At 67.5% G+C, this 26096-nt stretch carries 21 protein-coding genes, 3 rRNA genes and 1 pseudogene; 17 read left to right on the forward strand and 8 right to left on the reverse strand.

Features of this window, described 5'->3' with window-relative positions:
* Positions 1-68 precede the first annotated feature (68 nt).
* From OG595_RS33975 to OG595_RS33985, 3 genes are all read right to left on the reverse strand, one after another.
* Entirely contained in the window at positions 69-791 is a 723-nt protein-coding gene (locus tag OG595_RS33975) for a transglycosylase SLT domain-containing protein (RefSeq protein WP_329278765.1), read from the reverse strand.
* 274 nt (positions 792-1065) lie between these two features.
* Positions 1066-2178 carry an S-adenosylmethionine:tRNA ribosyltransferase-isomerase gene (locus OG595_RS33980; RefSeq protein WP_329278766.1) on the reverse strand — a complete coding sequence of 371 codons (1113 nt, stop codon included), beginning with the start codon at positions 2176-2178 and terminating at the stop codon, positions 1066-1068.
* Positions 2175-2870, reverse strand: coding sequence for an SDR family NAD(P)-dependent oxidoreductase (locus OG595_RS33985; RefSeq protein ID WP_329278768.1), 696 nt, complete (start codon positions 2868-2870; stop codon positions 2175-2177). The genes OG595_RS33980 and OG595_RS33985 overlap by 4 nt, the downstream gene beginning before the upstream one ends.
* Positions 2871-3055: 185 nt before the next feature.
* On the opposite strand from OG595_RS33985, the gene OG595_RS33990 reads away from it, so the two are divergent.
* The 4 genes from OG595_RS33990 to OG595_RS34005 all read left to right on the forward strand — a co-directional run bounded on the left by OG595_RS33990 (position 3056) and on the right by OG595_RS34005 (position 5686).
* Positions 3056-4201 (forward strand): GAF domain-containing sensor histidine kinase, encoded by a 1146-nt coding sequence (locus OG595_RS33990; RefSeq protein ID WP_329278770.1) that lies wholly within the window; start codon positions 3056-3058, stop codon positions 4199-4201.
* Positions 4194-4835, forward strand: a complete 642-nt coding sequence (locus tag OG595_RS33995) for a response regulator transcription factor (protein ID WP_329278772.1) — start codon at positions 4194-4196, stop codon at positions 4833-4835. Before OG595_RS33990 ends, OG595_RS33995 begins: the two co-directional genes overlap by 8 nt.
* Positions 4836-4982: 147 nt before the next feature.
* On the forward strand, positions 4983-5228 hold the full coding sequence (chpE, locus tag OG595_RS34000; protein ID WP_327693950.1) for a chaplin ChpE: 246 nt from the start codon (positions 4983-4985) through the stop codon (positions 5226-5228).
* A 218-nt stretch (positions 5229-5446) separates the two neighbouring features.
* Positions 5447-5686, forward strand: a complete 240-nt coding sequence (locus OG595_RS34005; RefSeq protein WP_329278774.1) for a chaplin — start codon at positions 5447-5449, stop codon at positions 5684-5686.
* Between the two features lie 197 nt (positions 5687-5883).
* Here the strand turns inward: OG595_RS34005 and OG595_RS34010 are convergent, their stop codons facing one another.
* Positions 5884-6666 carry a hypothetical protein gene (locus OG595_RS34010; protein ID WP_329278775.1) on the reverse strand — a complete coding sequence of 261 codons (783 nt, stop codon included), beginning with the start codon at positions 6664-6666 and terminating at the stop codon, positions 5884-5886.
* A 129-nt stretch (positions 6667-6795) separates the two neighbouring features.
* Here OG595_RS34010 and OG595_RS34015 point away from each other — a divergent pair, with 129 nt between their 5' ends.
* The 3 genes from OG595_RS34015 to OG595_RS34025 all read left to right on the forward strand — a co-directional run bounded on the left by OG595_RS34015 (position 6796) and on the right by OG595_RS34025 (position 9218).
* Positions 6796-7587, forward strand: a complete 792-nt coding sequence (locus OG595_RS34015; protein WP_189150109.1) for an ABC transporter ATP-binding protein — start codon at positions 6796-6798, stop codon at positions 7585-7587.
* 97 nt (positions 7588-7684) lie between these two features.
* Positions 7685-8119 carry an NfeD family protein gene (locus tag OG595_RS34020; protein ID WP_329278779.1) on the forward strand — a complete coding sequence of 145 codons (435 nt, stop codon included), beginning with the start codon at positions 7685-7687 and terminating at the stop codon, positions 8117-8119.
* A gap of 148 nt (positions 8120-8267) precedes the next feature.
* The gene (locus OG595_RS34025; protein ID WP_329278781.1) at positions 8268-9218 is read left to right on the forward strand and encodes an SPFH domain-containing protein; all 951 of its coding nucleotides are present in this window, start codon (positions 8268-8270) and stop codon (positions 9216-9218) included.
* 90 nt (positions 9219-9308) lie between these two features.
* On the opposite strand, the gene OG595_RS34030 is transcribed toward OG595_RS34025, so the two are convergent.
* The 3 genes from OG595_RS34030 to OG595_RS34040 all read right to left on the reverse strand — a co-directional run bounded on the left by OG595_RS34030 (position 9309) and on the right by OG595_RS34040 (position 11334).
* On the reverse strand, positions 9309-9815 hold the full coding sequence (locus OG595_RS34030) for an HNH endonuclease (protein ID WP_327693945.1): 507 nt from the start codon (positions 9813-9815) through the stop codon (positions 9309-9311).
* Between the two features lie 144 nt (positions 9816-9959).
* On the reverse strand, positions 9960-10499 hold the full coding sequence (locus OG595_RS34035) for a YbhB/YbcL family Raf kinase inhibitor-like protein (protein WP_329278783.1): 540 nt from the start codon (positions 10497-10499) through the stop codon (positions 9960-9962).
* Between the two features lie 52 nt (positions 10500-10551).
* The gene (locus tag OG595_RS34040) at positions 10552-11334 is read right to left on the reverse strand and encodes a sporulation protein (protein ID WP_329278786.1); all 783 of its coding nucleotides are present in this window, start codon (positions 11332-11334) and stop codon (positions 10552-10554) included.
* Between the two features lie 145 nt (positions 11335-11479).
* Here OG595_RS34040 and OG595_RS34045 point away from each other — a divergent pair, with 145 nt between their 5' ends.
* From OG595_RS34045 to OG595_RS34070, 6 genes and pseudogenes are all read left to right on the forward strand, one after another.
* Positions 11480-12121, forward strand: coding sequence for a DNA-3-methyladenine glycosylase (locus OG595_RS34045; protein WP_329278788.1), 642 nt, complete (start codon positions 11480-11482; stop codon positions 12119-12121).
* Between the two features lie 574 nt (positions 12122-12695).
* Positions 12696-14224: ribosomal RNA gene (locus OG595_RS34050) — 16S ribosomal RNA — on the forward strand.
* A 329-nt stretch (positions 14225-14553) separates the two neighbouring features.
* Positions 14554-17676, forward strand: a 23S ribosomal RNA gene (locus OG595_RS34055).
* Positions 17677-17782: 106 nt separating this feature from the next.
* A 5S ribosomal RNA gene (gene rrf / locus OG595_RS34060) occupies positions 17783-17899 on the forward strand.
* Together the 16S, 23S and 5S rRNA genes form the textbook arrangement of a ribosomal RNA operon.
* Positions 17900-18041: 142 nt before the next feature.
* Positions 18042-19124 (forward strand): annotated as a pseudogene (locus OG595_RS45465) (hypothetical protein); the annotation flags it as partial.
* Positions 19125-19670: 546 nt separating this feature from the next.
* Positions 19671-20516: a hypothetical protein gene (locus tag OG595_RS34070; protein WP_329278791.1), complete on the forward strand. Its 846-nt coding sequence runs from the start codon at positions 19671-19673 to the stop codon at positions 20514-20516.
* 63 nt (positions 20517-20579) lie between these two features.
* Here the strand turns inward: OG595_RS34070 and OG595_RS34075 are convergent, their stop codons facing one another.
* On the reverse strand, positions 20580-21884 hold the full coding sequence (locus OG595_RS34075) for a DUF1015 domain-containing protein (protein WP_329278793.1): 1305 nt from the start codon (positions 21882-21884) through the stop codon (positions 20580-20582).
* 73 nt (positions 21885-21957) lie between these two features.
* Here OG595_RS34075 and OG595_RS34080 point away from each other — a divergent pair, with 73 nt between their 5' ends.
* The 4 genes from OG595_RS34080 (at position 21958) to OG595_RS34095 (ending at position 26091) form a co-directional block, all read left to right on the forward strand.
* Complete coding sequence (locus OG595_RS34080) at positions 21958-22992, forward strand: HAD hydrolase-like protein (RefSeq protein WP_329278795.1); 1035 nt, start codon at positions 21958-21960, stop codon at positions 22990-22992.
* Between the two features lie 101 nt (positions 22993-23093).
* Positions 23094-24137, forward strand: a complete 1044-nt coding sequence (locus OG595_RS34085; protein WP_329278797.1) for a FecCD family ABC transporter permease — start codon at positions 23094-23096, stop codon at positions 24135-24137.
* Positions 24134-25198, forward strand: a complete 1065-nt coding sequence (locus tag OG595_RS34090) for a FecCD family ABC transporter permease (RefSeq protein WP_329278799.1) — start codon at positions 24134-24136, stop codon at positions 25196-25198. The genes OG595_RS34085 and OG595_RS34090 overlap by 4 nt, the downstream gene beginning before the upstream one ends.
* Positions 25195-26091, forward strand: a complete 897-nt coding sequence (locus tag OG595_RS34095; protein WP_329278801.1) for an ABC transporter ATP-binding protein — start codon at positions 25195-25197, stop codon at positions 26089-26091. Before OG595_RS34090 ends, OG595_RS34095 begins: the two co-directional genes overlap by 4 nt.
* Positions 26092-26096: the final 5 nt, after the last annotated feature.

Genomic DNA, 26096 nt, shown 5'->3' on the forward strand with positions numbered 1-26096 from the left:
GGTGGGGGTGCCGCCCTTCCGCATGTACGGGTTGGAGGTCCGCTGCGTGTCGGAGGTCCGCGCAGGCCTCAGTACGCGCCGTTGACGTTGTCGATCGAGCCGTACTTGTCGGCCGCGTAGTTGGCGGCGGCCGTGATGTTGGCGACCGGGTCGTAGATGTTCGTCGACGTCCCGGAGACGTGGTACGCGTTGAAGGTCGGCTGGATGACCTGGAGCAGACCGATCGACGGGGTGCCGTTCTGGGCGTTGACGTCCCAGCCGTTGACGGCGTTCGGGTTGCCCGTCGACTCCCGCATGATGTTGCGGTACAGGCCGTTGTAGGAGCCCGGGATGCCCTTGTTCCCCATGATGTCGAGGGCCTCGCGGATCCAGCCGTCGAGGTTGTTGCTGTACGTCTTCGTGGCGGCCTTCTTGAGCGCGGCGCGCTTGGCGGACCGGCTCGCGGCCTCCTTCGCCCTGCGCTCCTTCGCGGCCTTCGCCGCAGCCTTCTTCTTCGCCGCGGCCTTCTTCGCGGCAGCCGCGTCGGCGGCCTTCTTCTTCGCCGCGGCGGCCTCGGCCTGCACCGTCGCGCCGGCCAGCTGGTCGGTGACGCTCGCCTTCACGTCCTTGATCTGGCTCTGGTCGAACACCACCGGAGCGGCGGAGACGGCCTCGGAGCCGCTCTGCGCGCTGCCCGGCACGAGGGTGAACGCGAGGGCGGCGGAGGCGAGCGTGGCGGCACCGGCGATCGCGAGCCTGCGGGTCCTGGCCGACGTACGACTATGACCAGGAGTGGCGGTGTTCTTGGACATGGCGGATGGACCTCTTCGAATAGCGCGGACGTCGCTCGGTGCCCGGGGGACAGGCGTGCTTCCGGCACAAACGCCGCGGGCGGAACCCGCGGCGCTGAGCGACGGCTGCCATTCTTAGCGGCCGCAAAATCCTGTGGCAAAGGTGTGACGTACTACGAGGGGTAGTGGACCCAGTAAGGGCAAAACGGGACAGACAGGAGCGTCTTTCCCGCTCACCGGGTGGACGTTTGTCTCCTATGGCCTCTAGTAAGTGATGTGGGTCCTATGCGCGGGGTCACATCGGCCGGGCGCCCGCCTCACCATTGGTTGCGGGAGCAATGCTCAGCGTGAGGGGGCTGCCGCCCGCCTCCGCCGGAAGGAGGAGATGCACGTCCCCGAACTCGTGCCACAGGTACCGCTCCCGCAGCGCCTCCTCGTACCCCCGGTCGACGGCAGCCCGCCCCGCGACCGCCTCCAGCATCAGCAGGTGCGACGCCTCCGGCTCGTGCAGCCCCGTCAGCAGCCCGTCCACGACCCGCACCCCGCGCCCGGGTGTCACCACCAGGTCGGTCCACCCCTCGGCCGCCCTGACCGCACCGTCCGGCCCCACCGCCGACTCCACGGCCCGTACGGCCGTCGTACCGACCGCCACGACCCGTCCGTCCCCGGCCCGCACGGCGTTGATCAGCCGCGCCGAGGTCTCCGGCACCGCGAACCGCTCCGGATACGGCGGCTCGTGCGCCTCCGCGGACGCGACCCCCGTGTGCAGCGTGACGGGCGCGAACTGCACCCCCCGGCTCACCAGCTCCGCCACCAGCCGCGCGGTGAAGGGCCGCGCGGCGCTCGGCATCTCCGCGCTGCCCGCCCCGTCGCAGGACGGCAGCGCGAACACCGTCTGATAGACGGACAACGGCTGGTCGCGTTCCGTGTAGGAGTACCGAATGGGCCGCCCGTGCCCCCGCAGGAGAGACAGCACCTGCCCGTCCACCCGCGCCCACCAAAGCCGGGGACCGCGCACGGTCAGAGGCTCCTCCAGGACCAGCCCCGCACCCCCGGGCAGCCGTACGGCCGTCCCCGCGACGCCCGCACGCGCACGCGTGGTGCCCGTTCCGTCGGGATCCCGCAGCTCGACGGCCCACCGTCCGTCGTCCCCGCGCGTCGAGAAATGCACCACCACGCGCGCGTGCCCGATCCACCCGTCCACGGCGGCGGCCAGCGTCGACGACGTGTTGACGACGAGCAGATCCCCGGCCCGCAGCTGCCGGGGCAGCTCGGCGAACGCGTGATGCGACACCGTCGTCCCCCGCGACACCAGCAGCCGTACGTCGTCCCGGCCCAGCCCCGGCCCGCGCTGCTCGGCCGGCACCCGCGCCGACAACTCCTCCGGTACCCGTACGGCCAATGTCATCGCCCCTCCAGCAGGGACGGCGCCGAGTACCGCCCACTCGCCGGCCGCTCGTCCAGCAGCCGCAGAAAGGCCGGCACGACACTGCCGGGCTCCGGCCGCGGATCGGCATCGTCCGGTACGGCCGCCGAGTACAGGTCCGTCCCCATGTCACCGGGGTCGACCGCCCAGACCCGCAACCCGGGCTCCTCCTCCCCGAGCACCGCCGCCAGCTGGTCGAGGGCCGCCTTGGACGCCCCGTAGCCGCCCCACGTCTCGTACGCCTCCGCCGCCGCGTCCGAACTGACCGCGATCACCGTCCCGGCCGCCGACTCCCGCAGCGCCGGCAACGCCTCCTGGACCAGACCCAGCGCGGCCACCACGTTCACCTCCAGCGCCCGCCGCAACCCCTCCAGGGACAGCTCCTCCAGCCGTACGAGGGGTTCGGCGCCCAACGCGCTCGCGTTGCTCACCAGAAGATCGACGCCGCCCAGCTTCCGCGCCGCCGACACCAGCCCGGCACGGTGACCGGCGTCCGTGACGTCACCGGGGAGGGCCTCCACCCGTACTCCGTGCGCGGCGAGCACCTCGGCGGTGGTGTGCAGGACCTCCGGGGTCCTGGCGTCCAGCACGAGATCCCAGCCACGTTGCGCCAGCGCCGAGGCCAGCGCCCGCCCCAGCCCCTTGGAAGCCCCTGTGATGATCGCTACCGGCATGACACGCGTCCCCTCGTCCTCGGCCGCCGATGATCGGCGGTGCGTCCAACGTAGGAACGCGACCGTCCCGGCCGCCTCGTCCGGGGGCCGCAACACGTGAGGCCCTTCGCCCTAGGTCCTCCGGACCAGGCGGGGCCGACACAGGACGGATACGCGCTGTCACACCCCGCCGGTACCGTGAGGTCATGAGTCGAGGACCACGGTCCGGCCTGGCCGCGGTGAGCGCCGCGCTGCTGGCCATGAGCAGGCACCTGGAGGTGCGCGACGTCCTCAAGACGATCGTCGCCTCCGCCAGAGAGCTGCTCGACGCGCAGTACGCGGCGCTGGGGGTCCCGGACGACCACGGCGGCTTCGCCCAGTTCGTGGTCGACGGCGTCAGCGACGCCCAGTGGAAGGCCATCGGCCCGCTCCCGCGCCAGCACGGCATCCTCGCCGCGATGCTGCGCGAGGCCCGCCCCGAGCGCCTGGCCGACGTCCGCGAGGACCCGCGCTTCGAGGGCTGGCCGTCCGCCCACCCCGACATGTCCGACTTCCTGGGCCTGCCGATCCGGGACGGCGACGAGGTACTGGGCGCCCTGTTCCTCGCCAACAAGAACTGTCCGAAACCGTCCGACGGCTGCGGCTTCACCGAGGACGACGAGGACCTCCTCGCCATCCTGGCCCAGCACGCGGCGATCGCCCTGACCAACGCCCGCCTCTACGAACGCAGCCGCGAACTGACCATCGCCGAGGAGCGTTCCCGCCTCGCCCACGAACTGCACGACGCGGTCAGCCAGAAACTGTTCTCCCTGCGCCTGACGGCCCAGGCCGCCGCCACCCTCGTGGACCGCGACCCCGCCCGGGCCAAGGGCGAGCTGCAACAGGTGGCAGCCCTCGCCGCGGAGGCGGCCGACGAACTGCGCGCGGCGGTCGTGGAACTGCGCCCCACGGCCCTGGACGAGGACGGCCTGATCGCCACGCTCCGCACCCACATCCAGGTCCTCGACCGCGCGCACTCCGCGCGCGTGACCTTCGAGAGCCGCGGGGTCCGCGCCCTGCCGGCCGCCCAGGAGGAAGCCCTGCTGCGGGTCGCCCAGGAGGCCCTGCACAACGCGCTGAGGCACTCCGGGGCGGCCCTGGTGGAGGTGACCCTGGCGAGAAGAGGGCCGGGCGCCGCCCTGAGTGTCACCGACGACGGCAGCGGCTTCGACCCGACGGCGGTGCGCAGCGCCGGACGCCACCTCGGCCTGGTCTCCATGCGGGACCGGGCGAGCGGGGTCGGCGGGCGGCTGGATGTGGCATCGGCGCCCGGAAAGGGCACCACGATCGAGATGGAGGTCCCCGGTGGCTGACGCAATCAGGGTGCTGCTCGTCGACGACCACCAGGTGGTCCGCCGGGGCCTGCGCACGTTCCTCGAAGTGCAGGACGACATCGAGGTCGTGGGCGAGGCGTCGGACGGTGCGGAGGGAGTCGACCGCGCGCAGGAACTGAAACCCGACGTCGTCCTCATGGACGTCAAGATGCCGGGCATGGACGGCGTCGAGGCGCTGCGCAGACTCCGCGAACTCGACAACCCCGCGCGCGTGCTGATCGTCACGAGCTTCACCGAGCAGCGCACGGTGGTCCCCGCCCTGCGCGCGGGCGCCGCCGGGTACGTCTACAAGGACATCGACCCGGACGCCCTCGCCGGCGCCATCCGCTCCGTGCACGCCGGGCACATCCTGCTCCAGCCCGAGGTCGCGGGCGCGCTGCTGAGCCAGGAGGAAACGCACTCGGGGCAGGGGAGGGGCGGTTCGCTCACCGAGCGGGAGCGGGAGGTGCTGACCCTGATCGCGGACGGCCGTTCGAACCGGGAGATAGCCCGTGCCCTGGTGCTGTCCGAGAAGACGGTCAAGACGCATGTCTCGAACATCCTGATGAAACTCGACGTGGCCGACCGCACGCAGGCGGCGTTGTGGGCGGTACGTCATGGTGTGACCGGATGACCGGCAATTCGGAAGGTTCCCTTCCGGGCTGAGATTCATACCGTCGTGGGAATGTCCCCCGGATGGCGCATCCTTCGTGGATCTCCGGCGTTCTTCAGTGCGTACTGCGGCGACCTGCCGCGGTGAACGCAATGGGAGGGCTCAGAAGTGAAGAACCTGAAGAAGGCCGCCGCCGTGACGATGGTGGCAGGTGGCCTGATCGCCGCCGGCGCCGGTTTCGCCTCCGCCACGGAGGGCTCGCACGCCAATGGCCAGGCCGTGGGCTCGCCGGGCGTCGCCTCGGGCAACCTCGTCCAGGCCCCGGTGCACATCCCGGTGAACGCGGTGGGCAACAGCGTCAACGTCATCGGCGTGCTGAACCCCGCTTTCGGCAACCTCGGCCTCAACCACTGAGGAACCGAACCGCCGAAGTACTGAAGTACTGAAGTACTGAAGTGCTGAGGTCCTGACCTCCGGCCTCCTGGGTACGCCCGGGAGGCCGGTCCGATGCGACGGATTGCCCCAAACGGGCAGTCTGCCTCCGTGGTCCGTGTCGCGCGGTACCCCTCCCGCGTTGCGCAGCGTACGACCCGTGGCCGGGTCGCCCACGCAATCGCAGGAGGACGCATCCCATGAACATCGCCAAGAAGGCCGCCGTGGCCGTCACCATCGCCGGTGCCGCCGCGGCCGCGGGTGCCGGTGTCGCTGCCGCCGACGCGGGCGCCCACGGCGTGACCGCGAAGTCGCCCGGCGTGGGGTCGGGCAACCTCGGCCAGATCCCCGTGCACGTCCCGGTCAACGTGGTCGGCGACAGCGTCAACGTCATCGGCCTGCTGAACCCGGCCTTCGGCAACAACGGCGTGAACGACTGACATCACGACGCCGGAAGCCCCGCGAACGAGAACCTGGTTCGCGGGGCTTCCGGCTTGCGCCGACCGGCATTCCAGCCCGTCTGGGGGTCCCCCTCTGGGGAAGTTCGAGGGCGAGGCCGTTCAGGCCGAAGCGGGGGCCTGGGTGCGGCAACCCCCAGCAACGCCCACACCATCCGACTCGCACCGCACAACAAACCTCACCGCACCCCCCGCTCCTCCACAACGGAGTTGTACGCCGCGACCTGCGCCCGCCGAGCCGTCCGCTCCACCGGCCGCAACGCCTCCGCCCGCGCAGCGATCTCCGACGCGCTCACCGCCCCGCCGGGCCCGTTCTCGGACGCCACCGAGATCAGCAGCCCCACCCGCTGCGCCAGCGCCAGCACCCGTACCGCCCGCGGCGGATACCCCGGCGCCAACACCTCGCGTCCTCGCTCCGCCCGCGCCCGGTAAGCGTCGACGGCCGCCTCCGCGACCGGACCCGAACCGGCGACGTCCAACTGCGACAACACCGCCGTCGCGTCCCGGAGAGCCTCGGCCAGCTCGCGCTCGGCCTCCCCGAGGGACGGCACGTCGGCGGGCGGCGCCTCACGCACCGGCATGCAGTGCCAGACGACCTCGACGTGCACGTCCCCGGCCGGCCCGGCCTCGTACACCTCGGGGACCAGCCCCAGCGCGGTGCCCTCGCAGATCACCGCCTCCTCCGCTTCCAGCGCCCGCGCGTTGAAGTCGGGGGGCCCGCTCAGCCCGAGCGGATGCCCCGGCGCGGGCAGCGCGATCCGCAGCCCGGACGCACCGAGCGTCCGCAGCCGTCCCAGCGCGAGCGTGAGACCGACGGGCGCGGGCTCACCGGGCAGCCCCTCGACCCGGTGCACCGCGTCCTCCCCGACGATGGCCACTACCGCGTCGTCCGGCGAAACAAGTCCGGCCAACAGGGCATTTCCCCATGCGGCCAGTCGTCCTGAGCGTGGTTCCGAAAGCATGCACCCACCCTAAGGACCGACCGAGGGGAGGGACCGGCCGACCGGTGGCGTAGATTTCGTGGGGGGCTGTGCCCACAGGCGCACACGAACGCGAGACTGGCCGACACTGCAATGGGAGACAACCCGCTCATGAGCGATGTTCTGGAGCTGGAGGACGTATCCGTGGTCCGCGAGGGCCGGGCTCTGGTGGACCAGGTCTCCTGGTCGGTCAAGGAGGGCGAGCGCTGGGTCATCCTCGGCCCGAACGGCGCCGGGAAGACAACCCTCCTGAACCTCGCTTCCAGTTACCTCTTCCCCAGCCAGGGCACCGCCACCATCCTCGGCGAAACCCTCGGCAAGGTCGACGTCTTCGACCTGCGCCCGCGCATCGGCATGGCCGGCATCGCCATGGCCGACAAGCTGCCCAAGCGCCAGACCGTGCTCCAGACGGTACTGACCGCCGCCTACGGCATGACGGCCGGCTGGCAGGAGGAGTACGAGGACATCGACGAACAGCGCGCCCGCGCCTTCCTCGACCGCCTCGGCATGAGCGACTACCTCGACCGTCGCTTCGGCACCCTCTCGGAGGGCGAGCGCAAGCGCACCCTGATCGCCCGCGCCCTGATGACCGACCCCGAGCTGCTCCTCCTCGACGAGCCCGCCGCCGGTCTCGACCTCGGCGGTCGCGAGGACCTCGTACGCCGTCTCGGCCGTCTCGCCCGCGACCCGATCGCACCCTCCATGATCATGGTCACGCACCATGTCGAGGAGATCGCCCCGGGCTTCACCCACGTCCTGATGATCCGTCAGGGCAAGGTGCTCGCCGCCGGTCCCCTGGAGCTCGAACTCACCTCCCGCAACCTGTCGATGTGCTTCGGCCTTCCCCTTCTCGTCGAGCAGGTCGGCGAACGCTGGACCGCGCAGGGCCTTTCGATGTCCTGACGTCCCACGAACCCCCTTGTGGAACAACTGGAAGAACCCTGCGCCAAGTTGATCGGCGCCCTGTCGGTGACCAGGCCCGCGGACCTACCATGACGATGTGAACGACATCGACGCATGGGTGTGGTGGCTCGTCGGCGCCGTGGCGCTGGGTATCCCGCTCGTGGTGACCGCGATGCCGGAACTGGGCATGCTCGCCGTGGGCGCCCTGGCGGCTGCCGTCGCGGCCGGACTGGGCGGCGGAGTCGTCGTCCAGGTCCTCGTGTTCGCCGTCGTCTCGACCGCGCTCATCGCCGTCGTACGGCCCATCGCGACCCGGCACCGCGCTGACCGGCCCCAACTGCTGTCCGGGATCGACGCGTTGAAGGGCAAACAGGCCGTCGTCCTGGAGCGTGTCGACGGATCCGGTGGTGGCCGGATCAAGCTCGCCGGAGAGATCTGGTCTGCCCGCTCCCTCGACCCCCAACTAGCCTACGAGGTAGGCCAGGAGGTGGACGTCGTCGAGATCGAGGGAGCCACGGCGATCGTCATGTGACCTCGCACGACGCAAGTGAACGGAACGTCCACGGGGCAGCCGACGGTCTGTCACACTCGACCAGCAAGATCTTCAACAAGCAGGATCTTCAACAGGCATACGATCTTTCCGCGAGCGTCAAGGCGGAGAAGGGATACGGGGATCCACGATGGAACCCATCATCATCGTCCTGATCATTCTGGTGGTGTTGGTCTTCATCGCCCTGATCAAGACCATCCAGGTCATCCCACAGGCCAGCGCCGCCATCGTGGAGCGGTTCGGCCGGTACACGCGGACACTCAACGCGGGCCTGAACATCGTCGTCCCGTTCATCGACACCATCCGCAACCGCATCGACCTCCGCGAGCAGGTCGTACCGTTCCCGCCGCAGCCGGTGATCACCCAGGACAACCTGGTCGTCAACATCGACACCGTCATCTACTACCAGGTGACGGACGCGCGGGCGGCGACGTACGAGGTCGCGAGCTACATCCAGGCGATCGAGCAGCTCACCGTCACCACGCTCCGCAACATCATCGGTGGCATGGACCTGGAGCGGACCCTGACCTCCCGCGAGGAGATCAACGCGGCCCTGCGCGGAGTCCTCGACGAGGCCACCGGCAAGTGGGGCATCCGCGTCAACCGCGTCGAGCTCAAGGCGATCGAGCCGCCGACCTCCATCCAGGACTCGATGGAGAAGCAGATGCGCGCCGACCGTGACAAGCGCGCGGCGATCCTCACCGCCGAAGGTATCCGCCAGTCCCAGATCCTCACGGCGGAAGGTGAGAAGCAGTCCTCGATCCTGCGCGCAGAAGGTGAGGCCAAGGCCGCGGCCCTGCGCGCCGAGGGCGAGGCCCAGGCCGTCCGTACGGTCTTCGAGGCCATCCACGCCGGTGACCCGGACCAGAAGCTCCTCTCCTACCAGTACCTCCAGATGCTCCCGAAGATCGCCCAGGGTGACGCCAACAAGCTCTGGATCGTCCCCAGTGAGATCGGCGACGCCCTCAAGGGCCTGTCCGGCGCCATGGGCAACTTCGGCAACCTGGGCGGCGGTTCGGGCAGCGGAGACACCCCGGGCGGTGGCACCGAACGCCGAGAAAAGCCGTCAATCACAGACTGACGGCTGCTCCGAACCCCGGCGAGCGTGTCCCCGCGCCCCTTCAGAGGCGCGGGGAACCGCGCGATCAACCACATCCGACCCGCACACGGACTACGCCGCGGGCTGCACCAGCCACTCCGGCAGCGCCTCGAACTCCCCCTGCCCCAAGGACAGGAGCATCGCGTCCGCAGGCGAAGGCTCGAACGGCAGCCGCAGCAACGGCATCCCCGCCTGCTCCGGAGTCCGGGCCGCCTTACGGTGGTTGTCCTCCGCGCACGACGCTACGGTGTTCAGCCACGAGTCCTGCCCGCCCTGCGCCCGCGGCACCACGTGGTCCACGGTCGTCGCACGCCGACCGCAGTACGCGCACCTGTGCCGGTCCCGGACCAGCACGCCACGCCTCGACCACGGAGCTTGTCTTCGGAACGGCACCCGGACATAGCGGCAGAGCCTGATCACACGCGGCGCGGGTATGTCGACCGCCGCTCCGCGCATACGGATCTCGGGGTGGGCCTGCTCGACAACAGCCTTGTCCTGCAGCACCAGAACGACGGCCCGGTTCAACGTCACCGTCGACAGCGGCTCGAAGCTCGCGTTCAGTACCAGCGTGTCCCGCATCCAGCCCACCTCCTCTGCTCACAGGCCCACCGCGTGGCGGGCTTGGATCAACTCTGGCCGGGCACGCCGAGATGGACAACGCAATAAAAAATGCCCGCCTCTGATCACTTCCAAGACCAGAGGCGGGCAAACGTTCAATGAACGTCAGTCTTCGGCGAGAACCTCGTACTCACCGACGAGTTGGGCACGCGCGATCGCGTGGAACCGCAGATGGAAACCGACGACCGCGGGCGACGCGTCCGCGTCCGGACCCAGCTTCTCCTGATCCACGGCGTACACCGTGAACACATAGCGGTGCGGACCATCCCCGGCCGGCGGCGCGGCACCGCCGAAGTCCCTCGTGCCGTAGTCGTTGCGCACCTGGACCACGCCCTCGGGCAGCCCTTCGAACGTGCCGCTGCCCGCGCCCGCAGGCAACTCCGTCACCGAGGCAGGGATGTCGAACGCGACCCAGTGCCAGAACCCGCTGCCCGTAGGCGCGTCCGGGTCGTAGCAGGTCACGGCGAAACTCCTGGTCTCCGGCGGGAACCCCTCCCACCGCAGCTGCGGCGAGGTGTTGCCGGACGCGTAGACCTGAGCGTCCTTGAGCGTCTTACCCGCTTCGACATCCTCACTCGTGACCGTGAACGACGGCACGGGAGGGTGGAAGTCGTGCGGCAGTGGCGGCCTCTTGAGCTCGGTCACCTCGGTACCTCCTGGTGGGACGGGGACGGGAACTGATCCGTATCGGACGCTACTAGAACCAGTTGCGCTTGCTGCCGACCTCGGCCAGCCACTGGTTCAGGTACGCCGCCCAGTCCGTGCCCTGGTAGTCGTGCTGGCCCACCTGGAACGACCGGAAGGTGTCGCTGCCCTCGCTGAACAGTCCCGGCTTCTTGTCCATCTCCAGCACGACGTCCATGGAGTGCTCGTCGGCGACGAAGGTCAACTCGACCTGGTTCAGGCCCCGGTACTGCGCCGGCGGGAAGAACTCGACCTCCTGGTAGAAGGGAAGCTTCTGCCGCGTACCGCGAACGTGACCGCGCTCCAGGTCCGCGTTCTTGAAGCGGAAGCCCAACTGGACGAAGGCGTCCAGGATCGCCTTCTGCGCGGGCAGCGGGTGCACGTTGATGGGGTCCAGGTCACCGGAGTCGACGGCACGCGCGATGGCCAGCTCGGTGGTCACCCCGATGTGCATCCCGCGCAGCGCCTGACCGTCGATCATCGTGACCGGTGTCTCCCACGGGATCTCCAGCCCGAACGGCACGACGTGCACGGCACCGGCCTGGACCTCGAAGGCGCCGCCCAGCCGCACCTTCGTGAACTCGATGTCCTGCTTGTACTCCTGGTCGCCGCCCTCGACCTCGACCTTGGCCTGGAGTCCGACGGACAGCCCTTCGATCTGCTGGTTGACGGAACCGCCCTGGATCCGCACCTCACCCTGGACGACACCGCCCGGAACGACGTTGACCTCTGTCAACACCGTCTCGACCGAAGCCCCACCGGCACCCAGGCTCGCGAGCAGCTTCTTGAACGCCATGTCTCTCCTTCTCCAGCGATCCTTGCGATCCCTTGATCCTTAGAAACGCGATCCGACCGTGGCCGGTTCCGCCCCAACCCTGGCAAGGCGGACGCTTCCTGGCCACCCCGTTCGCCGAGACACACCTGCACTACGCTCGGGCGGCATGATCGCGCCCGCTGACCGTACGCCCCTCCCCAGGGAGTTCTTCGACCGGCCGGTACTGGAGGTCGCGTCCGACCTCCTGGGCCGAATCCTCGTACGCATCACCCCGGACGGCCCGATCGAACTGCGCCTCACAGAGGTGGAGGCGTACGACGGCTCGAACGACCCCGGCTCCCACGCCTATCGCGGCCCCACACCCCGCAACAGCGTGATGTTCGGTCCGCCCGGTCATGTGTACGTCTACTTCACCTATGGCATGTGGCACTGCATGAACCTGGTGTGCGGCCCCGAGGGTGTGGCGAGCGGGGTCCTGCTCCGGGCCGGCGAGATCATCGAGGGCACCGAGCTGGCTCGCAAACGTCGAGTTTCAGCCCGAAACGATAACGAACTGGCCAAAGGCCCGGCCCGCCTGGCCACGGCCCTGGACGTGGACAGAACCCTCGACGGTACGGACGCGTGCGCCACCGGGTCCACGCAGATCATGGTCCTGACCGGCACCCCTGTCCGCTCCGAGCAGGTGAGCAGCGGTCCGCGCACCGGCGTCGCCGGCGACGGGGGCGTGCACCCCTGGCGCTTCTGGATCACCAACGACCCTACGGTGAGCCCTTATCGAGCCCATGCGCCCCGTCGTCGCTCAACTTGACGAGCCCTTGGGGGGTCCGTAATGTAGCCCGAGCCGCTTGAACCGGGTACGGCGATCGCCTGCAGCCGGAAGTGGCCAACCCACTACCTATGACTCCCTCTCCGCAGGGGCAATTTCGGCGTGCCTGCACACCGAATTGCGAGCGGGTGGAACTCGATTATGAGTTACCGAGGGAATCGGCTAGCGTAGTGAATGTCGAAAGGCCGACAGGCGAAAGCCGAAAAGCCTGAGGCAGTCCCGCCGACAGGGAATCGGATACGGAAACGGTCTGGTAGAGTCGGAAACGCAAGACAGCAGGACAGTACAACAGCAGGAATAGTAGGACCGAAGGGAAACTGCCCAGAGGAAAGCCTGAGAGTGTTCTTGGGTGAGTACGAAGGAAGCGTCCGTTCCTTGAGAACTCAACAGCGTGCCAAAAATCAACGCCAAGTTTGTTGATACCCCGGCTCACAGGCTTTTGTCTGTGGGTTGAGGTTCCTTTGAAGTAGTAAACACAGCGAGGACGCTGTGAACGGTCGGGCTTATTCCGCCTGACTGTTCCGCTCTCGTGGTGTGACCCGATTACGGGTTGACATTCACGGAGAGTTTGATCCTGGCTCAGGACGAACGCTGGCGGCGTGCTTAACACATGCAAGTCGAACGATGAACCCGCTTCGGTGGGGGATTAGTGGCGAACGGGTGAGTAACACGTGGGCAATCTGCCCTTCACTCTGGGACAAGCCCTGGAAACGGGGTCTAATACCGGATAATACTCTCGCAGGCATCTGTGGGGGTTAAAAGCTCCGGCGGTGAAGGATGAGCCCGCGGCCTATCAGCTTGTTGGTGAGGTAGTGGCTCACCAAGGCGACGACGGGTAGCCGGCCTGAGAGGGCGACCGGCCACACTGGGACTGAGACACGGCCCAGACTCCTACGGGAGGCAGCAGTGGGGAATATTGCACAATGGGCGAAAGCCTGATGCAGCGACGCCGCGTGAGGGATGACGGCCTTCGGGTTGTAAACCTCTTTCAGCAGGGAAGAAGCGCAAGTGACGGTACCTGCAGAAGAAGCGCCGGCTAACTACGTGCCAGCAGCCGCGGTAATACGTAGGGCGCAAGCGTTGTCCGGAATTATTGGGCGTAAAGAGCTCGTAGGCGGTCTGTCGCGTCGGATGTGAAAGCCCGGGGCTTAACCCCGGGTCTGCATTCGATACGGGCAGACTAGAGTGTGGTAGGGGAGATCGGAATTCCTGGTGTAGCGGTGAAATGCGCAGATATCAGGAGGAACACCGGTGGCGAAGGCGGATCTCTGGGCCATTACTGACGCTGAGGAGCGAAAGCGTGGGGAGCGAACAGGATTAGATACCCTGGTAGTCCACGCCGTAAACGGTGGGAACTAGGTGTTGGCGACATTCCACGTCGTCGGTGCCGCAGCTAACGCATTAAGTTCCCCGCCTGGGGAGTACGGCCGCAAGGCTAAAACTCAAAGGAATTGACGGGGGCCCGCACAAGCAGCGGAGCATGTGGCTTAATTCGACGCAACGCGAAGAACCTTACCAAGGCTTGACATACACCGGAAAGCATCAGAGATGGTGCCCCCCTTGTGGTCGGTGTACAGGTGGTGCATGGCTGTCGTCAGCTCGTGTCGTGAGATGTTGGGTTAAGTCCCGCAACGAGCGCAACCCTTGTTCTGTGTTGCCAGCATGCCCTTCGGGGTGATGGGGACTCACAGGAGACTGCCGGGGTCAACTCGGAGGAAGGTGGGGACGACGTCAAGTCATCATGCCCCTTATGTCTTGGGCTGCACACGTGCTACAATGGCCGGTACAATGAGCTGCGATGCCGTGAGGCGGAGCGAATCTCAAAAAGCCGGTCTCAGTTCGGATTGGGGTCTGCAACTCGACCCCATGAAGTCGGAGTTGCTAGTAATCGCAGATCAGCATTGCTGCGGTGAATACGTTCCCGGGCCTTGTACACACCGCCCGTCACGTCACGAAAGTCGGTAACACCCGAAGCCGGTGGCCCAACCCCTCACGGGGAGGGAGCTGTCGAAGGTGGGACTGGCGATTGGGACGAAGTCGTAACAAGGTAGCCGTACCGGAAGGTGCGGCTGGATCACCTCCTTTCTAAGGAGCATTTCTTACCGGGGCCTTTCGGGGTTCCGGTCAGAGGCCAGTACATCGGCGGATGTCCGATGCTGGTTGCTCATGGGTGGAACGTTGATTATTCGGCCGGTTTCACGGGTCGGAGGCTTGCAAGTACTGCTCTCGCAAGAGGGCGTGGAAAGCATGATCTCCGGGCGGGGACGGGTCGGGCGCGCTGTTGGGTGTCTGAGGGTACGGCCGGCTTGTCTGGTCGCCTTCAGTGCCGGCCCCAGTGAACTCGCCCGTTTGTGGGTGGGGTGGTGGGTGGTTGGTCGTTGTTTGAGAACTGCACAGTGGACGCGAGCATCTGTGGCCAAGTTTTTAAGGGCGCACGGTGGATGCCTTGGCACCAGGAACCGATGAAGGACGTGGGAGGCCACGATAGTCCCCGGGGAGTCGTCAACCAGGCTTTGATCCGGGGGTTTCCGAATGGGGAAACCCGGCAGTCGTCATGGGCTGTCACCCACATCTGAACACATAGGGTGTGTGGAGGGAACGCGGGGAAGTGAAACATCTCAGTACCCGCAGGAAGAGAAAACAACCGTGATTCCGGGAGTAGTGGCGAGCGAAACCGGATGAGGCCAAACCGTATGCGTGTGAGACCCGGCAGGGGTTGCGTATACGGGGTTGTGGGATCTCTCTTTCATGGTCTGCCGGCCGTGAGACGAGTCAGAAACCGTTGGTGTAGGCGAAGGACATGCGAAAGGTCCGGCGTAGAGGGTAAGACCCCCGTAGTCGAAACATCAACGGCTCGTTTGAGAGACACCCAAGTAGCACGGGGCCCGAGAAATCCCGTGTGAATCTGGCGGGACCACCCGTTAAGCCTAAATATTCCCTGGTGACCGATAGCGGATAGTACCGTGAGGGAATGGTGAAAAGTACCGCGGGAGCGGAGTGAAATAGTACCTGAAACCGTGTGCCTACAAGCCGTGGGAGCGTCGCTGTATGTGCTTGCACATACAGTCGTGACTGCGTGCCTTTTGAAGAATGAGCCTGCGAGTTTGCGGTGTGTTGCGAGGTTAACCCGTGTGGGGAAGCCGTAGCGAAAGCGAGTCCGAATAGGGCGTTTTAGTAGCGCGCTCAAGACCCGAAGCGGAGTGATCTAGCCATGGGCAGGTTGAAGCGGAGGTAAGACTTCGTGGAGGACCGAACCCACCAGGGTTGAAAACCTGGGGGATGACCTGTGGTTAGGGGTGAAAGGCCAATCAAACTCCGTGATAGCTGGTTCTCCCCGAAATGCATTTAGGTGCAGCGTCGTGTGTTTCTTGCCGGAGGTAGAGCACTGGATAGGCGATGGGCCCTACCGGGTTACTGACCTTAGCCAAACTCCGAATGCCGGTAAGTGAGAGCACGGCAGTGAGACTGTGGGGGATAAGCTCCATGGTCGAGAGGGAAACAGCCCAGAGCATCGACTAAGGCCCCTAAGCGTACGCTAAGTGGGAAAGGATGTGGAGTCGCACAGACAACCAGGAGGTTGGCTTAGAAGCAGCCACCCTTGAAAGAGTGCGTAATAGCTCACTGGTCTAGTGATTCCGCGCCGACAATGTAGCGGGGCTCAAGCGTACCGCCGAAGTCGTGTCATTCCAGCTATAGGGCCAACGCCTGCTGGGATGGGTAGGGGAGCGTCGTGTGCCGGGTGAAGCTGCAGCGGAAGCTAGTGGTGGACGGTTCACGAGTGAGAATGCAGGCATGAGTAGCGATACACACGTGGGAAACGTGTGCGCCGATTGACTAAGGGTTCCTGGGTCAAGCTGATCTGCCCAGGGTAAGTCGGGACCTAAGGCGAGGCCGACAGGCGTAGTCGATGGATAACCGGTTGATATTCCGGTACCCGCTGTGAAGCGTCAAACAGTGAACCAGGCGATGCTAAGTCCGTGAAGCCGCCCCGGAGCCTTCGGGCAAGGGGGAGTGGTGGAGCCGACGGACCAGACCTGTAGTAGGTGAGTGATGGGGTGACGCAGGAAGGTAGTCCATCCCGGGCGGTGGTTGTCCCGGGGTAAGGGTGTAGGACGGTGTGTAGGTAAATCCGCATGCCACATAGTCTGAGACCTGATGCCGAGCCGATTGTGGTGAAGTGGATGATCCTATGCTGTCGAGAAAAGCCTCTAGCGAGTTTCATGGCGGCCCGTACCCTAAACCGACTCAGGTGGTCAGGTAGAGAATACCGAGGCGTTCGGGTGAACTATGGTTAAGGAACTCGGCAAAATGCCCCCGTAACTTCGGGAGAAGGGGGGCCATCACTGGTGAGGAGACGTGCTCTCCGAGCTGGGGGTGGCCGCAGAGACCAGCGAGAAGCGACTGTTTACTAAAAACACAGGTCCGTGCGAAGCCGTAAGGCGATGTATACGGACTGACGCCTGCCCGGTGCTGGAACGTTAAGGGGACCGGTTAGTCACATTTCGGTGTGGCGAAGCTGAGAACTTAAGCGCCAGTAAACGGCGGTGGTAACTATAACCATCCTAAGGTAGCGAAATTCCTTGTCGGGTAAGTTCCGACCTGCACGAATGGCGTAACGACTTCTCGACTGTCTCAACCATAGGCCCGGTGAAATTGCACTACGAGTAAAGATGCTCGTTTCGCGCAGCAGGACGGAAAGACCCCGGGACCTTTACTATAGTTTGATATTGGTGTTCGGTTCGGCTTGTGTAGGATAGCTGGGAGACTGTGAAGCCTGGACGCCAGTTCGGGTGGAGTCGTCGTTGAAATACCAGTCTGGTCGTGCTGGATGTCTAACCTGGGTCCGTGATCCGGATCAGGGACAGTGTCTGATGGGTAGTTTAACTGGGGCGGTTGCCTCCTAAAGAGTAACGGAGGCGCCCAAAGGTTCCCTCAGCCTGGTTGGCAATCAGGTGTTGAGTGTAAGTGCACAAGGGAGCTTGACTGTGAGACCGACGGGTCGAGCAGGGACGAAAGTCGGGACTAGTGATCCGGCGGTGGCTTGTGGAAGCGCCGTCGCTCAACGGATAAAAGGTACCCCGGGGATAACAGGCTGATCTTCCCCAAGAGTCCATATCGACGGGATGGTTTGGCACCTCGATGTCGGCTCGTCGCATCCTGGGGCTGGAGTCGGTCCCAAGGGTTGGGCTGTTCGCCCATTAAAGCGGTACGCGAGCTGGGTTTAGAACGTCGTGAGACAGTTCGGTCCCTATCCGCTGCGCGCGCAGGAACATTGAGAAGGGCTGTCCCTAGTACGAGAGGACCGGGACGGACGAACCTCTGGTGTGCCAGTTGTCCTGCCAAGGGCATGGCTGGTTGGCTACGTTCGGGAGGGATAACCGCTGAAAGCATCTAAGCGGGAAGCCTGCTTCGAGATGAGTGTTCCCACCCACTAGATGGGGTAAGGCTCCCAGTAGACGACTGGGTTGATAGGCCAGATCTGGAAGCCCGGTAACGGGTGGAGGTGACTGGTACTAATAGGCCGAGGGCTTGTCCTCAGTTGCTCGCGTCCACTGTGTTAGTTCTGAGACAACGACCGTTGTCGGCTTTCGAGCTGGAACATCTAACTGAAGAGTGTGCTTGTTCGCTCGAAACCAATAGGGTTTCGGTGGTCATAGCGTGAGGGAAACGCCCGGTTACATTCCGAACCCGGAAGCTAAGCCTTATAGCGCCGATGGTACTGCAGGGGGGACCCTGTGGGAGAGTAGGACGCCGCCGAACAATCTTTGGAGGACCCCTGGTCCCAGCGTTCACGCTGGGACCAGGGGTCCTTTTGTTTTTCAACAAGCACACTGCCCGGAGCGCGCCGGTTAGTCGGCTGCGCGAGAATGACTTGCGGTACCGAAGACAGGAGTCACCCATCATGTCCACCAACTCTCCCGACGAGCGCCCGGAGCGCGACCAGCGCCGCCGGGACAGTGGTGACCGCGGCGACCGTGGCGGGTACCGAGGGGCTCCGCGCCGCGACAACGACCGACGCGACGATCGTGGTGGTTCTTCCGATCGTGGGAGCCGGCCGACAACAGGTGGTTACGGTCGCAGTGACGACCGGTCCGCAGCTCCGCGTCGTGACGACCGGGGCGATCGGCCCGCCGGCGGCGGTTTCCGCCGAGACGACAACCGTGGTGGTGAGCGCGGTGGTTTCGCGCGCCGGGATGACCGTCGCGACGGTGATCGTGGTGCTCGTCCCGCTTTCCGTCGTGACGACCGTTCGGACCGTCCGGAGCGCTCGGACCGTCCTGCGGGACCCCGTCGTGACGACCGTGGTGACCGACCTGCTTTCCGGCGGGACGACAACCGTGGCGGTGGCGGTGACCGCGGTGGCTTCGGCCGGCGTGATGATGATCGTGGTGGGTTCCGTGGGCGGAGTGATGACCGTGGTGGTCGTCCCGCCGGTGGTGGGTTTGCTCGTCGGGATGATCGGCAGGATGACCGTGGTGGTCGTCCGGCCGGTGGTGGTGGCGGGTTCCGTCGCGATGACAACCGTGGTGGGGGCGGCGGTTTCCGCCGGGACGACGACCGTGGTGGGTTCCGTGGGCGGAGTGACGACCGTGGTGGTCGTCCCGCCGGTGGTGGGTTTGCTCGTCGGGATGATCGGCAGGATGACCGTGGTGGTCGTCCGGCCGGTGGTGGTGGCGGGTTCCGTCGCGATGACAACCGTGGTGGGGGCGGCGGTTTCCGCCGGGACGACGACCGCGGTGGGTTCCGTGGGCGCAGTGACGACCGCGGTGACCGTCCCGCCGCAGGTGGCGGTGGCTTCCGTGGGCGTGACGACCGGTCGGCAGCCCCCCGTCGCGACGACCGGCGTGACGATCGACGTGATGACCGCCGGGACGGAGAGCGTTCCAGCTTCCGGCGTGATGATGATCGTGGTGGGTTCCGTGGGCGGAGTGATGACCGTGGTGGTCGTCCCGCTGGCGGTGGGTTTGCTCGTCGGGATGATCGGCAGGATGACCGTGGTGGTCGTCCGGCCGGTGGTGGTGGCGGGTTCCGTCGCGACGACAACCGTGGTGGTGGCGGTTTCCGCCGGGACGACGACCGCGGTGGCAGTCCCGCCGGTGGGGGCGGCGGTTTCCGTGGACGCGACGACAGTCGCGGTGATCGTGGTGGCTTCCGGCGTGATGACGACCGCCGTGAAGGCGACCGGGGTGGCTTCCGTCGGGACGACAGCCGTGGCCGGGACGACAGTCGTGGCGAGCGCGGCGGGTTCGCCCGGCGTGATGACGACCGTGGTGGGTTCCGTGGGCGCAGTGACGACCGCGGTGGCCGTCCCGCCGGCGGAGGCGGTGGCTTCCGTGGACGTGACGACCGTGGAGGTCGGCCCGGTGGCAGTGGCGGTGGCTTCCGTGGACGTGACGACAGTCGGGGCGATGACCGGCGTGGTGGCGGGTTCCGCGACGAGCGTGACCGGGACCGCGAGCCGATCAAGCGGCTGCCGATCCACGAGGACGTCACGGGTGACGAGATCGACAAGGACGTACGCCAGGAGCTGATGAGCCTGCCCAAGGGGCTGGCGGAAGAGGTCTCCAAGAACCTGGTGATGGTCGCCCGGCTCATCGACGAGGATCCCGAGAGCGCCTACGGGTACTCGCGGGTGGCTCTGCGACTGGCTTCGCGCGTGGCCGCCGTACGAGAGGCCGCCGGGTTCGCCGCGTACGCGAACCAGAAGTACAGCGAGGCGTTGGCCGAGTTCCGTGCGGCTCGGCGGATGACCGGGAACGTCGAGCTGTGGCCCGTCATGGCCGACTGCGAGCGTGGGCTCGGGCGGCCCGAGAAGGCGCTTGAGATGGCCGGGGCGCCCGAGGTGCACAAGCTGGACAAGGCCGGGCAGGTCGAGATGCGGCTCGTCGCGGCAGGCGCCCGGCGTGACATGGATCAGCTCGACGCGGCCATCGTGACCCTCCAGAGTCCCGAGCTGGCCTCCAACTCCGTACAGCCGTGGACCGCGCGCCTGCGGTACGCGTACGCGGACGCTCTGCTCGCCGCCGGGCGGGAGGACGAGGCGCGGGAGTGGTTCGCCAAGGCCGTCGAATCCGACAAGGACGGCAGTACGAACGCCTCGGACCGGCTCGCCGAGTTGGAGGGCGTGGAGTTCGTCGACGCCTTCGACGAGAGCGAGGACGAGGACGGGGATGACGACGGGGATGAGGGCGACTTCGATGACAAGGGCGTCGAGTCCCTTGAGGTCGAGGCTGCCGACGCCACCGCGTCGGTCGAGGTGATCGAGGCGGATGAGGCGACCGAGGTGGTCGGGACGGTTGAAGCGGCTGTATCCGGCGATGTCAGCGACGACGGTGACGACAGTGCTTCGGACGACGCCGAGAGTGACAAGCGCTGACCTGCGGTAAGCGGTAGAGCAGTGAAGGGCGGGATCCCGGTCGGGGTCCCGCCCTTCTGCGTTTCAGTGGGACAGCGTGCGCAGGACCAGGCCCGAGGCCGGTTTGGGGCCGAAGGACGTCGACTTGCGGGGCATCGTGACGCCCTGGCGGGCCAGGTCCCGGACGACCTCCTCGCGGACCGGGTGCATCAGGACGGCCGTACCGCCGTCCTGTTCGGCCTTCTCCACGGTGGCCGCCGTGTCGTGGATGTACGCGATGTGTGCGGGCGAGTCCTCGGGGATGCGCCAGATGTGGTCGAGGAGCGTGGTGTGCAGGACCGTCGCGTCCAGGGTGCGCCAGGCCTGTGGGCGGTCGGCCGGGATCGTACGGTCCAGGAGGGACGGGTCGGGTCGGTCCACGAGGTGGAAGGCGCCGTCGCCGGCCAGCAGGAAGGCGTTGCCCGCGGTGGCCGCCTCCGCGAGGGCGGTGAGTGCCTCGGGGAGCGCGGTCGTCAGGTGACGTACCCGGAAGTGGCCCCCCAGGGCTGTCAGGGCCTCGGAGACCGGGAGGCCGTGCAGGAGGCGGTGGATCGCGCGGACGCGCAGGGGGTAGCGGGCGGTGTCCACGAGGAGTACCAGGCCGTGGTCCCAGGGGCTCGGGGACGGATGCTCCGCGCGTAGACGCAGGTATGTGGCCCAGCGGTGGTGGCCGTCGGCGATCAGGGCCTGGTGATGTGTCAGGTCCCGCTGGATCCCGGCCAGTTCGGCAGGGTCGGTGATCGCCCAGAGACGGTGGCCGAAACCGTCCTCGGTGGTCGTCGAGAGCAGCGGAGGGAGGTCGGCCGTGCGTTCGACCACCGCGCTCGTGGTGCACGGTGACGTGGTGGCGGAGTCGTCGCTCCGGTAGGTCAGGAGGAGGGGTTCCAGGTTCGCGTAGGTGGCGCGCATCAGGGCCGCCCGTTCCGCGACCACGTGCGGCATGACGTCCTCGTGGGGCAGGACGACCCCCTCCGACGGCTCCGACAGGAGCAGGGCGCCGATGACCCCGCGTTGGAGGTGGCCGGTCGTGTCGCGCTGTTCGTAGACGTACAGGGCGGGCTCGGGATCGGCGGTCAGGATACCCTCGGCCAGCCAGTCGTCCAGGGTGTCCGCCGCCTGTTCGTTGCGTATCGACGGGGTGGCCGCCTGGGGGAGGATCAGCCGGACGATGTTGTGCGGGTCGGCAGATTCGAGGTGTATCAGGCCGTCCGGGCGCACGATGACGTCGTACGGCGGAGAGGTCACGGCGGCCAGGCTGCCGACCCGGTCGGGATCGTAGCGCAGGCCCCGGAAAGGGGTCAGTTGAAGGCCCATGGGAGCCGGTACGTCCGCGGGACCTGCAGTGTTCATTGGTGCATCGTAGGGCTGTCAGTGGCATGGGGGATGATCTGGGGAAAGCCGGTCGAACGAGGAGCGATGCACAATGAGCCAGACCGTCAGGACGCGGCCCGAGGGCAGCGCGCGGGCCCTCAGCGAGGCGTACGACACGGCGCTGCTCGACCTCGACGGGGTGGTGTACGCGGGGGGCAACGCGATCGTGCACGCCGTCGAGTCGCTGGGTGTCGCGCGGGACGGCGGTATGCGGCTCGCCTACGTCACCAACAACGCGCTGCGGACGCCGGACGCGGTGGCCGAGCACCTCACCGAGCTGGGCATAGCGACGGAGGGTTCGGACGTCATCACCTCCGCGCAGGCCGTGGCCCGGCTGATCGCCGACCAGGTTCCGGCGGGCGCGCGCGTGCTGGTGATCGGTGGCGAGGGGCTGCGGGTCGCGCTGCGCGAGCGCGGGCTTGAGCCCGTCGAGTCGGCCGAGGACGAGCCGGTGGCGGTCGTACAGGGGTACGGCGGGCCCGAGTTGCCCTGGGGGCGGTTCGCGGAGGCGTGCTACGCCATCGCGCGCGGGGTGCCCTGGTTCGCGTCCAACACCGACCTGACGATCCCCAGCGCACGAGGGATCGCGCCGGGCAACGGAGCCGCGGTCGAGGTCGTGCGCATCGCGACCGGGGCCGAGCCCCGGGTGGCGGGCAAGCCGTTGCCGCCGATGCACCGGGAGACGGTGCTGCGGACCGGGGCCGAGCGGCCACTGGTCGTCGGGGACCGGCTGGACACGGACATCGAGGGCGCGTTCAACGGGGAGGTCGACTCGCTGCTGGTGCTGACCGGAGTGGCTGACGGCGCCCAGCTCCTGGCCGCGCCTCCGCAGCACCGGCCCACCTATGTCGACGCCGACCTGAGAGGGCTGCTGACCGGGCAGCCGGAGGTGACGGAGACGGACGGGGGCGGCGGTTTCCGGTGCGGGGGATGGACCGCCACCGCGGGGGAGGAGCGGCTGGAGCTCACAGGGGACGGGGAGGCGCTCGACGGGCTTCGCGCGCTCTGCGCGGCGGCCTGGACGGCGGCGGGGGACGGCGTGTGCGGGCTGGACGGGGGGAAGGCGCTCGCGCGGCTGGGGCTGTGACGATCGGAGACGGCCGCGTCTCGGGGCCCTGTGGCAGCCCTGTGGCGGCGCCGCGGGGGACAGCCAACGGGTTTTAAGGGAGGGTAGGCTAACCTAACCTCGTGTTTGTCGACAGTCCTCCCGAGCCGCGCGCGGAGACCGCCCCCGCGCCCCCGAACCGTCAGGCGATACGAGCGGTCGGGCTCCTCGTCTCCCTGGGGATCCTGCTCCTCGTAGCCCTCGCGAGCATCGCGATCGGCGCGAAGGAGCTCTCCCTGGAGCAGGTCTGGCACGGCCTGTTCCAGGACTCGGGGACCTACGGCGATGTCGTCGTCGGTGAGCGCGTCTCCCGCACCCTCCTCGGACTGCTCGCCGGCGCCGCGCTGGGGCTGTCCGGAGCCGTTCTCCAGGCGCTGACCCGGAATCCACTGGCCGATCCCGGGCTGCTCGGCATCAACGCGGGCGCGTCCGCGGCCGTCGTCACCGCCATCACCTTCTTCGGCGTCACCTCCCTCAGCGGCTATGTGTGGTTCGCCTTCCTCGGGGCCGCCGCCGTCGGCGCGCTGGTCTGGTTCCTCGGGGGCAGCCGGGGTGCCACACCCGTGCGGCTCGCGCTCGCGGGCACCGCGATCAGCGCCGCGCTCTACGGCTATCTCCAGGCCGTGATGATCACGGACGACGCCGCGCTCAGCAGGATGCGCTTCTGGACGGTCGGCTCGCTGGCCTCGGCCACCGACGACACCATCACCCAGGTCCTGCCGTTCATCGTGGCCGGCGCGGTCCTCGCGCTGCTGCTCGCCCGGCCGCTCAACGCCGTGGCGATGGGCGACGACACCGCCCGCGCCCTCGGCGCCGACCTGAACCGCACCCGCGCGCTGTCCATGGCCGCGGCGACCGTGCTGTGCGGGGCCGCGACCGCCGCCTGCGGTCCGATCGTCTTCGTCGGGCTGATGGTCCCGCACGTCGTACGGTCTTTCACCGGGCCCGACCTGCGCTGGATCCTGCCGTACGCGACCGTCCTCTCGCCGGTGCTGCTGCTCGGCGCCGATGTCATCGGCCGGATGGTCGCCCGGCCCGCCGAACTCCAGGTCGGCATCGTCACCGCGGTCGTCGGCGGCCCGGTCTTCATCTTTCTCGTACGACGGCGGAGGACTGCGCAGCTGTGAAGAGCAACCCTGCCCTGCGAGCCCGCCGTGCCGACCGTGTCGTACGGACCCCGGGCGGCCTCTCCCTCCGGCTGGACGCGCGGGCGCTGGTCGTCGTCGTGGCGCTGCTGCTGGCCGCGCTCACCGCGAGCGTGGTGCTGATCGGAACCGGCGATTTCCCGATCCCGGCCGGGGACGTCCTCAAGACGCTGCTGGGCGACGGGAACGCCGGCCAGGAGTTCATCGTCAACGAACTGCGGCTGCCCCGGGCGCTGGTGGGGCTGCTGGTCGGAGCCTCGCTCGGACTGGGCGGCGCGCTGTTCCAGTCCATCTCCCGCAATCCGCTGGGCAGTCCGGACGTACTCGGCCTCAGCCAGGGCTCGACGGCCGGTGCGCTGGTCATGATCGTGCTGTTCTCCGGGAGTGCCGCCGCGGTCACGGCAGGGGCACTGGTGGGCGGGCTGGTGACCGGGTTCGCCATCTATCTGCTGGCCTGGAAGCAGGGTGTGCACGGGTACCGGCTGGTGCTCGTCGGTATCGGGGTCTCCGCGGTCGTCACGGCGGTCAACGGCTACCTGATCACCAAGGCAGACCTCGTGGACGCGACCCGCGCGGTCGTGTGGATGACCGGTTCCCTCAACGGGCGGGGCTGGGACCAGGTCTGGCCGCTCCTGTGGCTGTGCGTGGCCCTCGTACCCGTGGTGCTCGTGAACGCGCGCGGGCTGCGGATGACGGAGATGGGCGACGACGTGTCGTACGCACTCGGGGTGCGCGTCGAGCGCGTAAGGCTGGTGCTGATGCTGGCCGCCGTGCTGCTCACCGCGGCTGCCACGGCCGCCGCGGGGCCCGTGGGCTTCGTGGCGCTGACCGCGCCGCAGCTCGCTCGGCGGCTGACCCGCTCGCCGGGCCCCAACCTGCTGCCGTCCATGTGCATGGGCGCCGCCCTGCTGATCGTGGCCGACTGGGCGTCGCAGCGGCTCTTCGGGGCCGATCAGCTGCCCGTGGGGGTGGTGACCGGGGTGCTCGGCGGGGTGTATCTGCTGTGGCTGCTGGTTTCGGAACGGAAGGCGGGGCGGATATGAGCCGACCGGGGAGCGAGCCGGCTGCGAGCGGCTCAGCGAACGCGAACGCGAACGAGAACGTCGAGAAGGGCACCAACACCGTGAACCGCCTGTCCGCCGAGAGCGTGACCCTCGCCTACGACCAGCGTGTGATCGCCGAGCAGCTGTCGGTGGAGATCCCCGACAACTCGTTCACGGTCATCGTCGGCCCGAACGCCTGCGGCAAGTCCACGCTGCTCAGGGCCCTGTCGCGGATGCTGAAGCCGAGCGAGGGCCGGGTGCTGCTCGACGGTCAGGTCATCCAGTCGATGCCGGCGAAGAAGGTCGCGCGGACGCTCGGGCTGCTGCCGCAGTCGTCGATCGCGCCCGACGGGATCACCGTCGCCGACCTGGTGGGCCGGGGCCGCTACCCGCACCAGGGCATCCTGCGCCAGTGGTCCCACGACGACGAGCGGATCGTCCGGGAGTCCATGGAGTCGACCGGCGTCGCCGAACTCGCCGACCGCTATGTCGACGAGCTGTCCGGCGGGCAGCGGCAGCGCGTGTGGATCGCGATGGCGCTCGCCCAGCAGACACCGCTGCTGCTGCTCGACGAGCCGACGACCTATCTCGACATCCAGCACCAGATCGACGTCCTCGACCTCTGTGCCGAACTGCACGAGGAACAGGGGCGGACCCTGGTCGCCGTCCTCCACGACCTCAATCACGCGGCCCGCTATGCCACGCATCTCATCGCACTGCGCGACGGCTCGGTCGTCGCCGAGGGCGCGCCGGGCGACATCGTCACGGCCGGGCTGGTCGAGGAGGTGTTCGGGCTGCGCTGCCAGGTCATCGACGATCCGGAGACGGGGACGCCGCTGGTCGTACCGGCCGCGCGCAGAACCCGTACCAGGGTGACTGCGGAAGCCTCCTGAACGCG

The sequence above is a fragment of the Streptomyces sp. NBC_01451 genome (assembly GCF_036227485.1).
GTDB lineage: Bacteria > Actinomycetota > Actinomycetes > Streptomycetales > Streptomycetaceae > Streptomyces.

Bases quoted from the DNA above. Each gene is read 5' to 3' on its own strand.
- OG595_RS34045 (WP_329278788.1), top strand. From the start codon at position 11,480: ATGATCGCGCCCGCTGACCGTACGCCCCTCCCCAGGGAGTTCTTCGAC.
- OG595_RS34025 (WP_329278781.1), top strand. From the start codon at position 8,268: ATGGAACCCATCATCATCGTCCTGATCATTCTGGTGGTGTTGGTCTTC.
- OG595_RS34010 (WP_329278775.1), bottom strand. From the start codon at position 6,666: ATGCTTTCGGAACCACGCTCAGGACGACTGGCCGCATGGGGAAATGCC.
- OG595_RS34040 (WP_329278786.1), bottom strand. From the start codon at position 11,334: ATGGCGTTCAAGAAGCTGCTCGCGAGCCTGGGTGCCGGTGGGGCTTCG.
- OG595_RS33980 (WP_329278766.1), bottom strand. From the start codon at position 2,178: ATGACATTGGCCGTACGGGTACCGGAGGAGTTGTCGGCGCGGGTGCCG.
- OG595_RS34080 (WP_329278795.1), top strand. From the start codon at position 21,958: ATGAGCCAGACCGTCAGGACGCGGCCCGAGGGCAGCGCGCGGGCCCTC.
- OG595_RS34075 (WP_329278793.1), bottom strand. From the start codon at position 21,884: ATGAACACTGCAGGTCCCGCGGACGTACCGGCTCCCATGGGCCTTCAA.
- OG595_RS34095 (WP_329278801.1), top strand. From the start codon at position 25,195: ATGAGCCGACCGGGGAGCGAGCCGGCTGCGAGCGGCTCAGCGAACGCG.
- OG595_RS33990 (WP_329278770.1), top strand. From the start codon at position 3,056: ATGAGTCGAGGACCACGGTCCGGCCTGGCCGCGGTGAGCGCCGCGCTG.
- OG595_RS34030 (WP_327693945.1), bottom strand. From the start codon at position 9,815: ATGCGGGACACGCTGGTACTGAACGCGAGCTTCGAGCCGCTGTCGACG.
- OG595_RS34005 (WP_329278774.1), top strand. From the start codon at position 5,447: ATGAACATCGCCAAGAAGGCCGCCGTGGCCGTCACCATCGCCGGTGCC.
- OG595_RS33975 (WP_329278765.1), bottom strand. From the start codon at position 791: ATGTCCAAGAACACCGCCACTCCTGGTCATAGTCGTACGTCGGCCAGG.
- OG595_RS33985 (WP_329278768.1), bottom strand. From the start codon at position 2,870: ATGCCGGTAGCGATCATCACAGGGGCTTCCAAGGGGCTGGGGCGGGCG.
- OG595_RS34015 (WP_189150109.1), top strand. From the start codon at position 6,796: ATGAGCGATGTTCTGGAGCTGGAGGACGTATCCGTGGTCCGCGAGGGC.
- OG595_RS34070 (WP_329278791.1), top strand. From the start codon at position 19,671: ATGAGCCTGCCCAAGGGGCTGGCGGAAGAGGTCTCCAAGAACCTGGTG.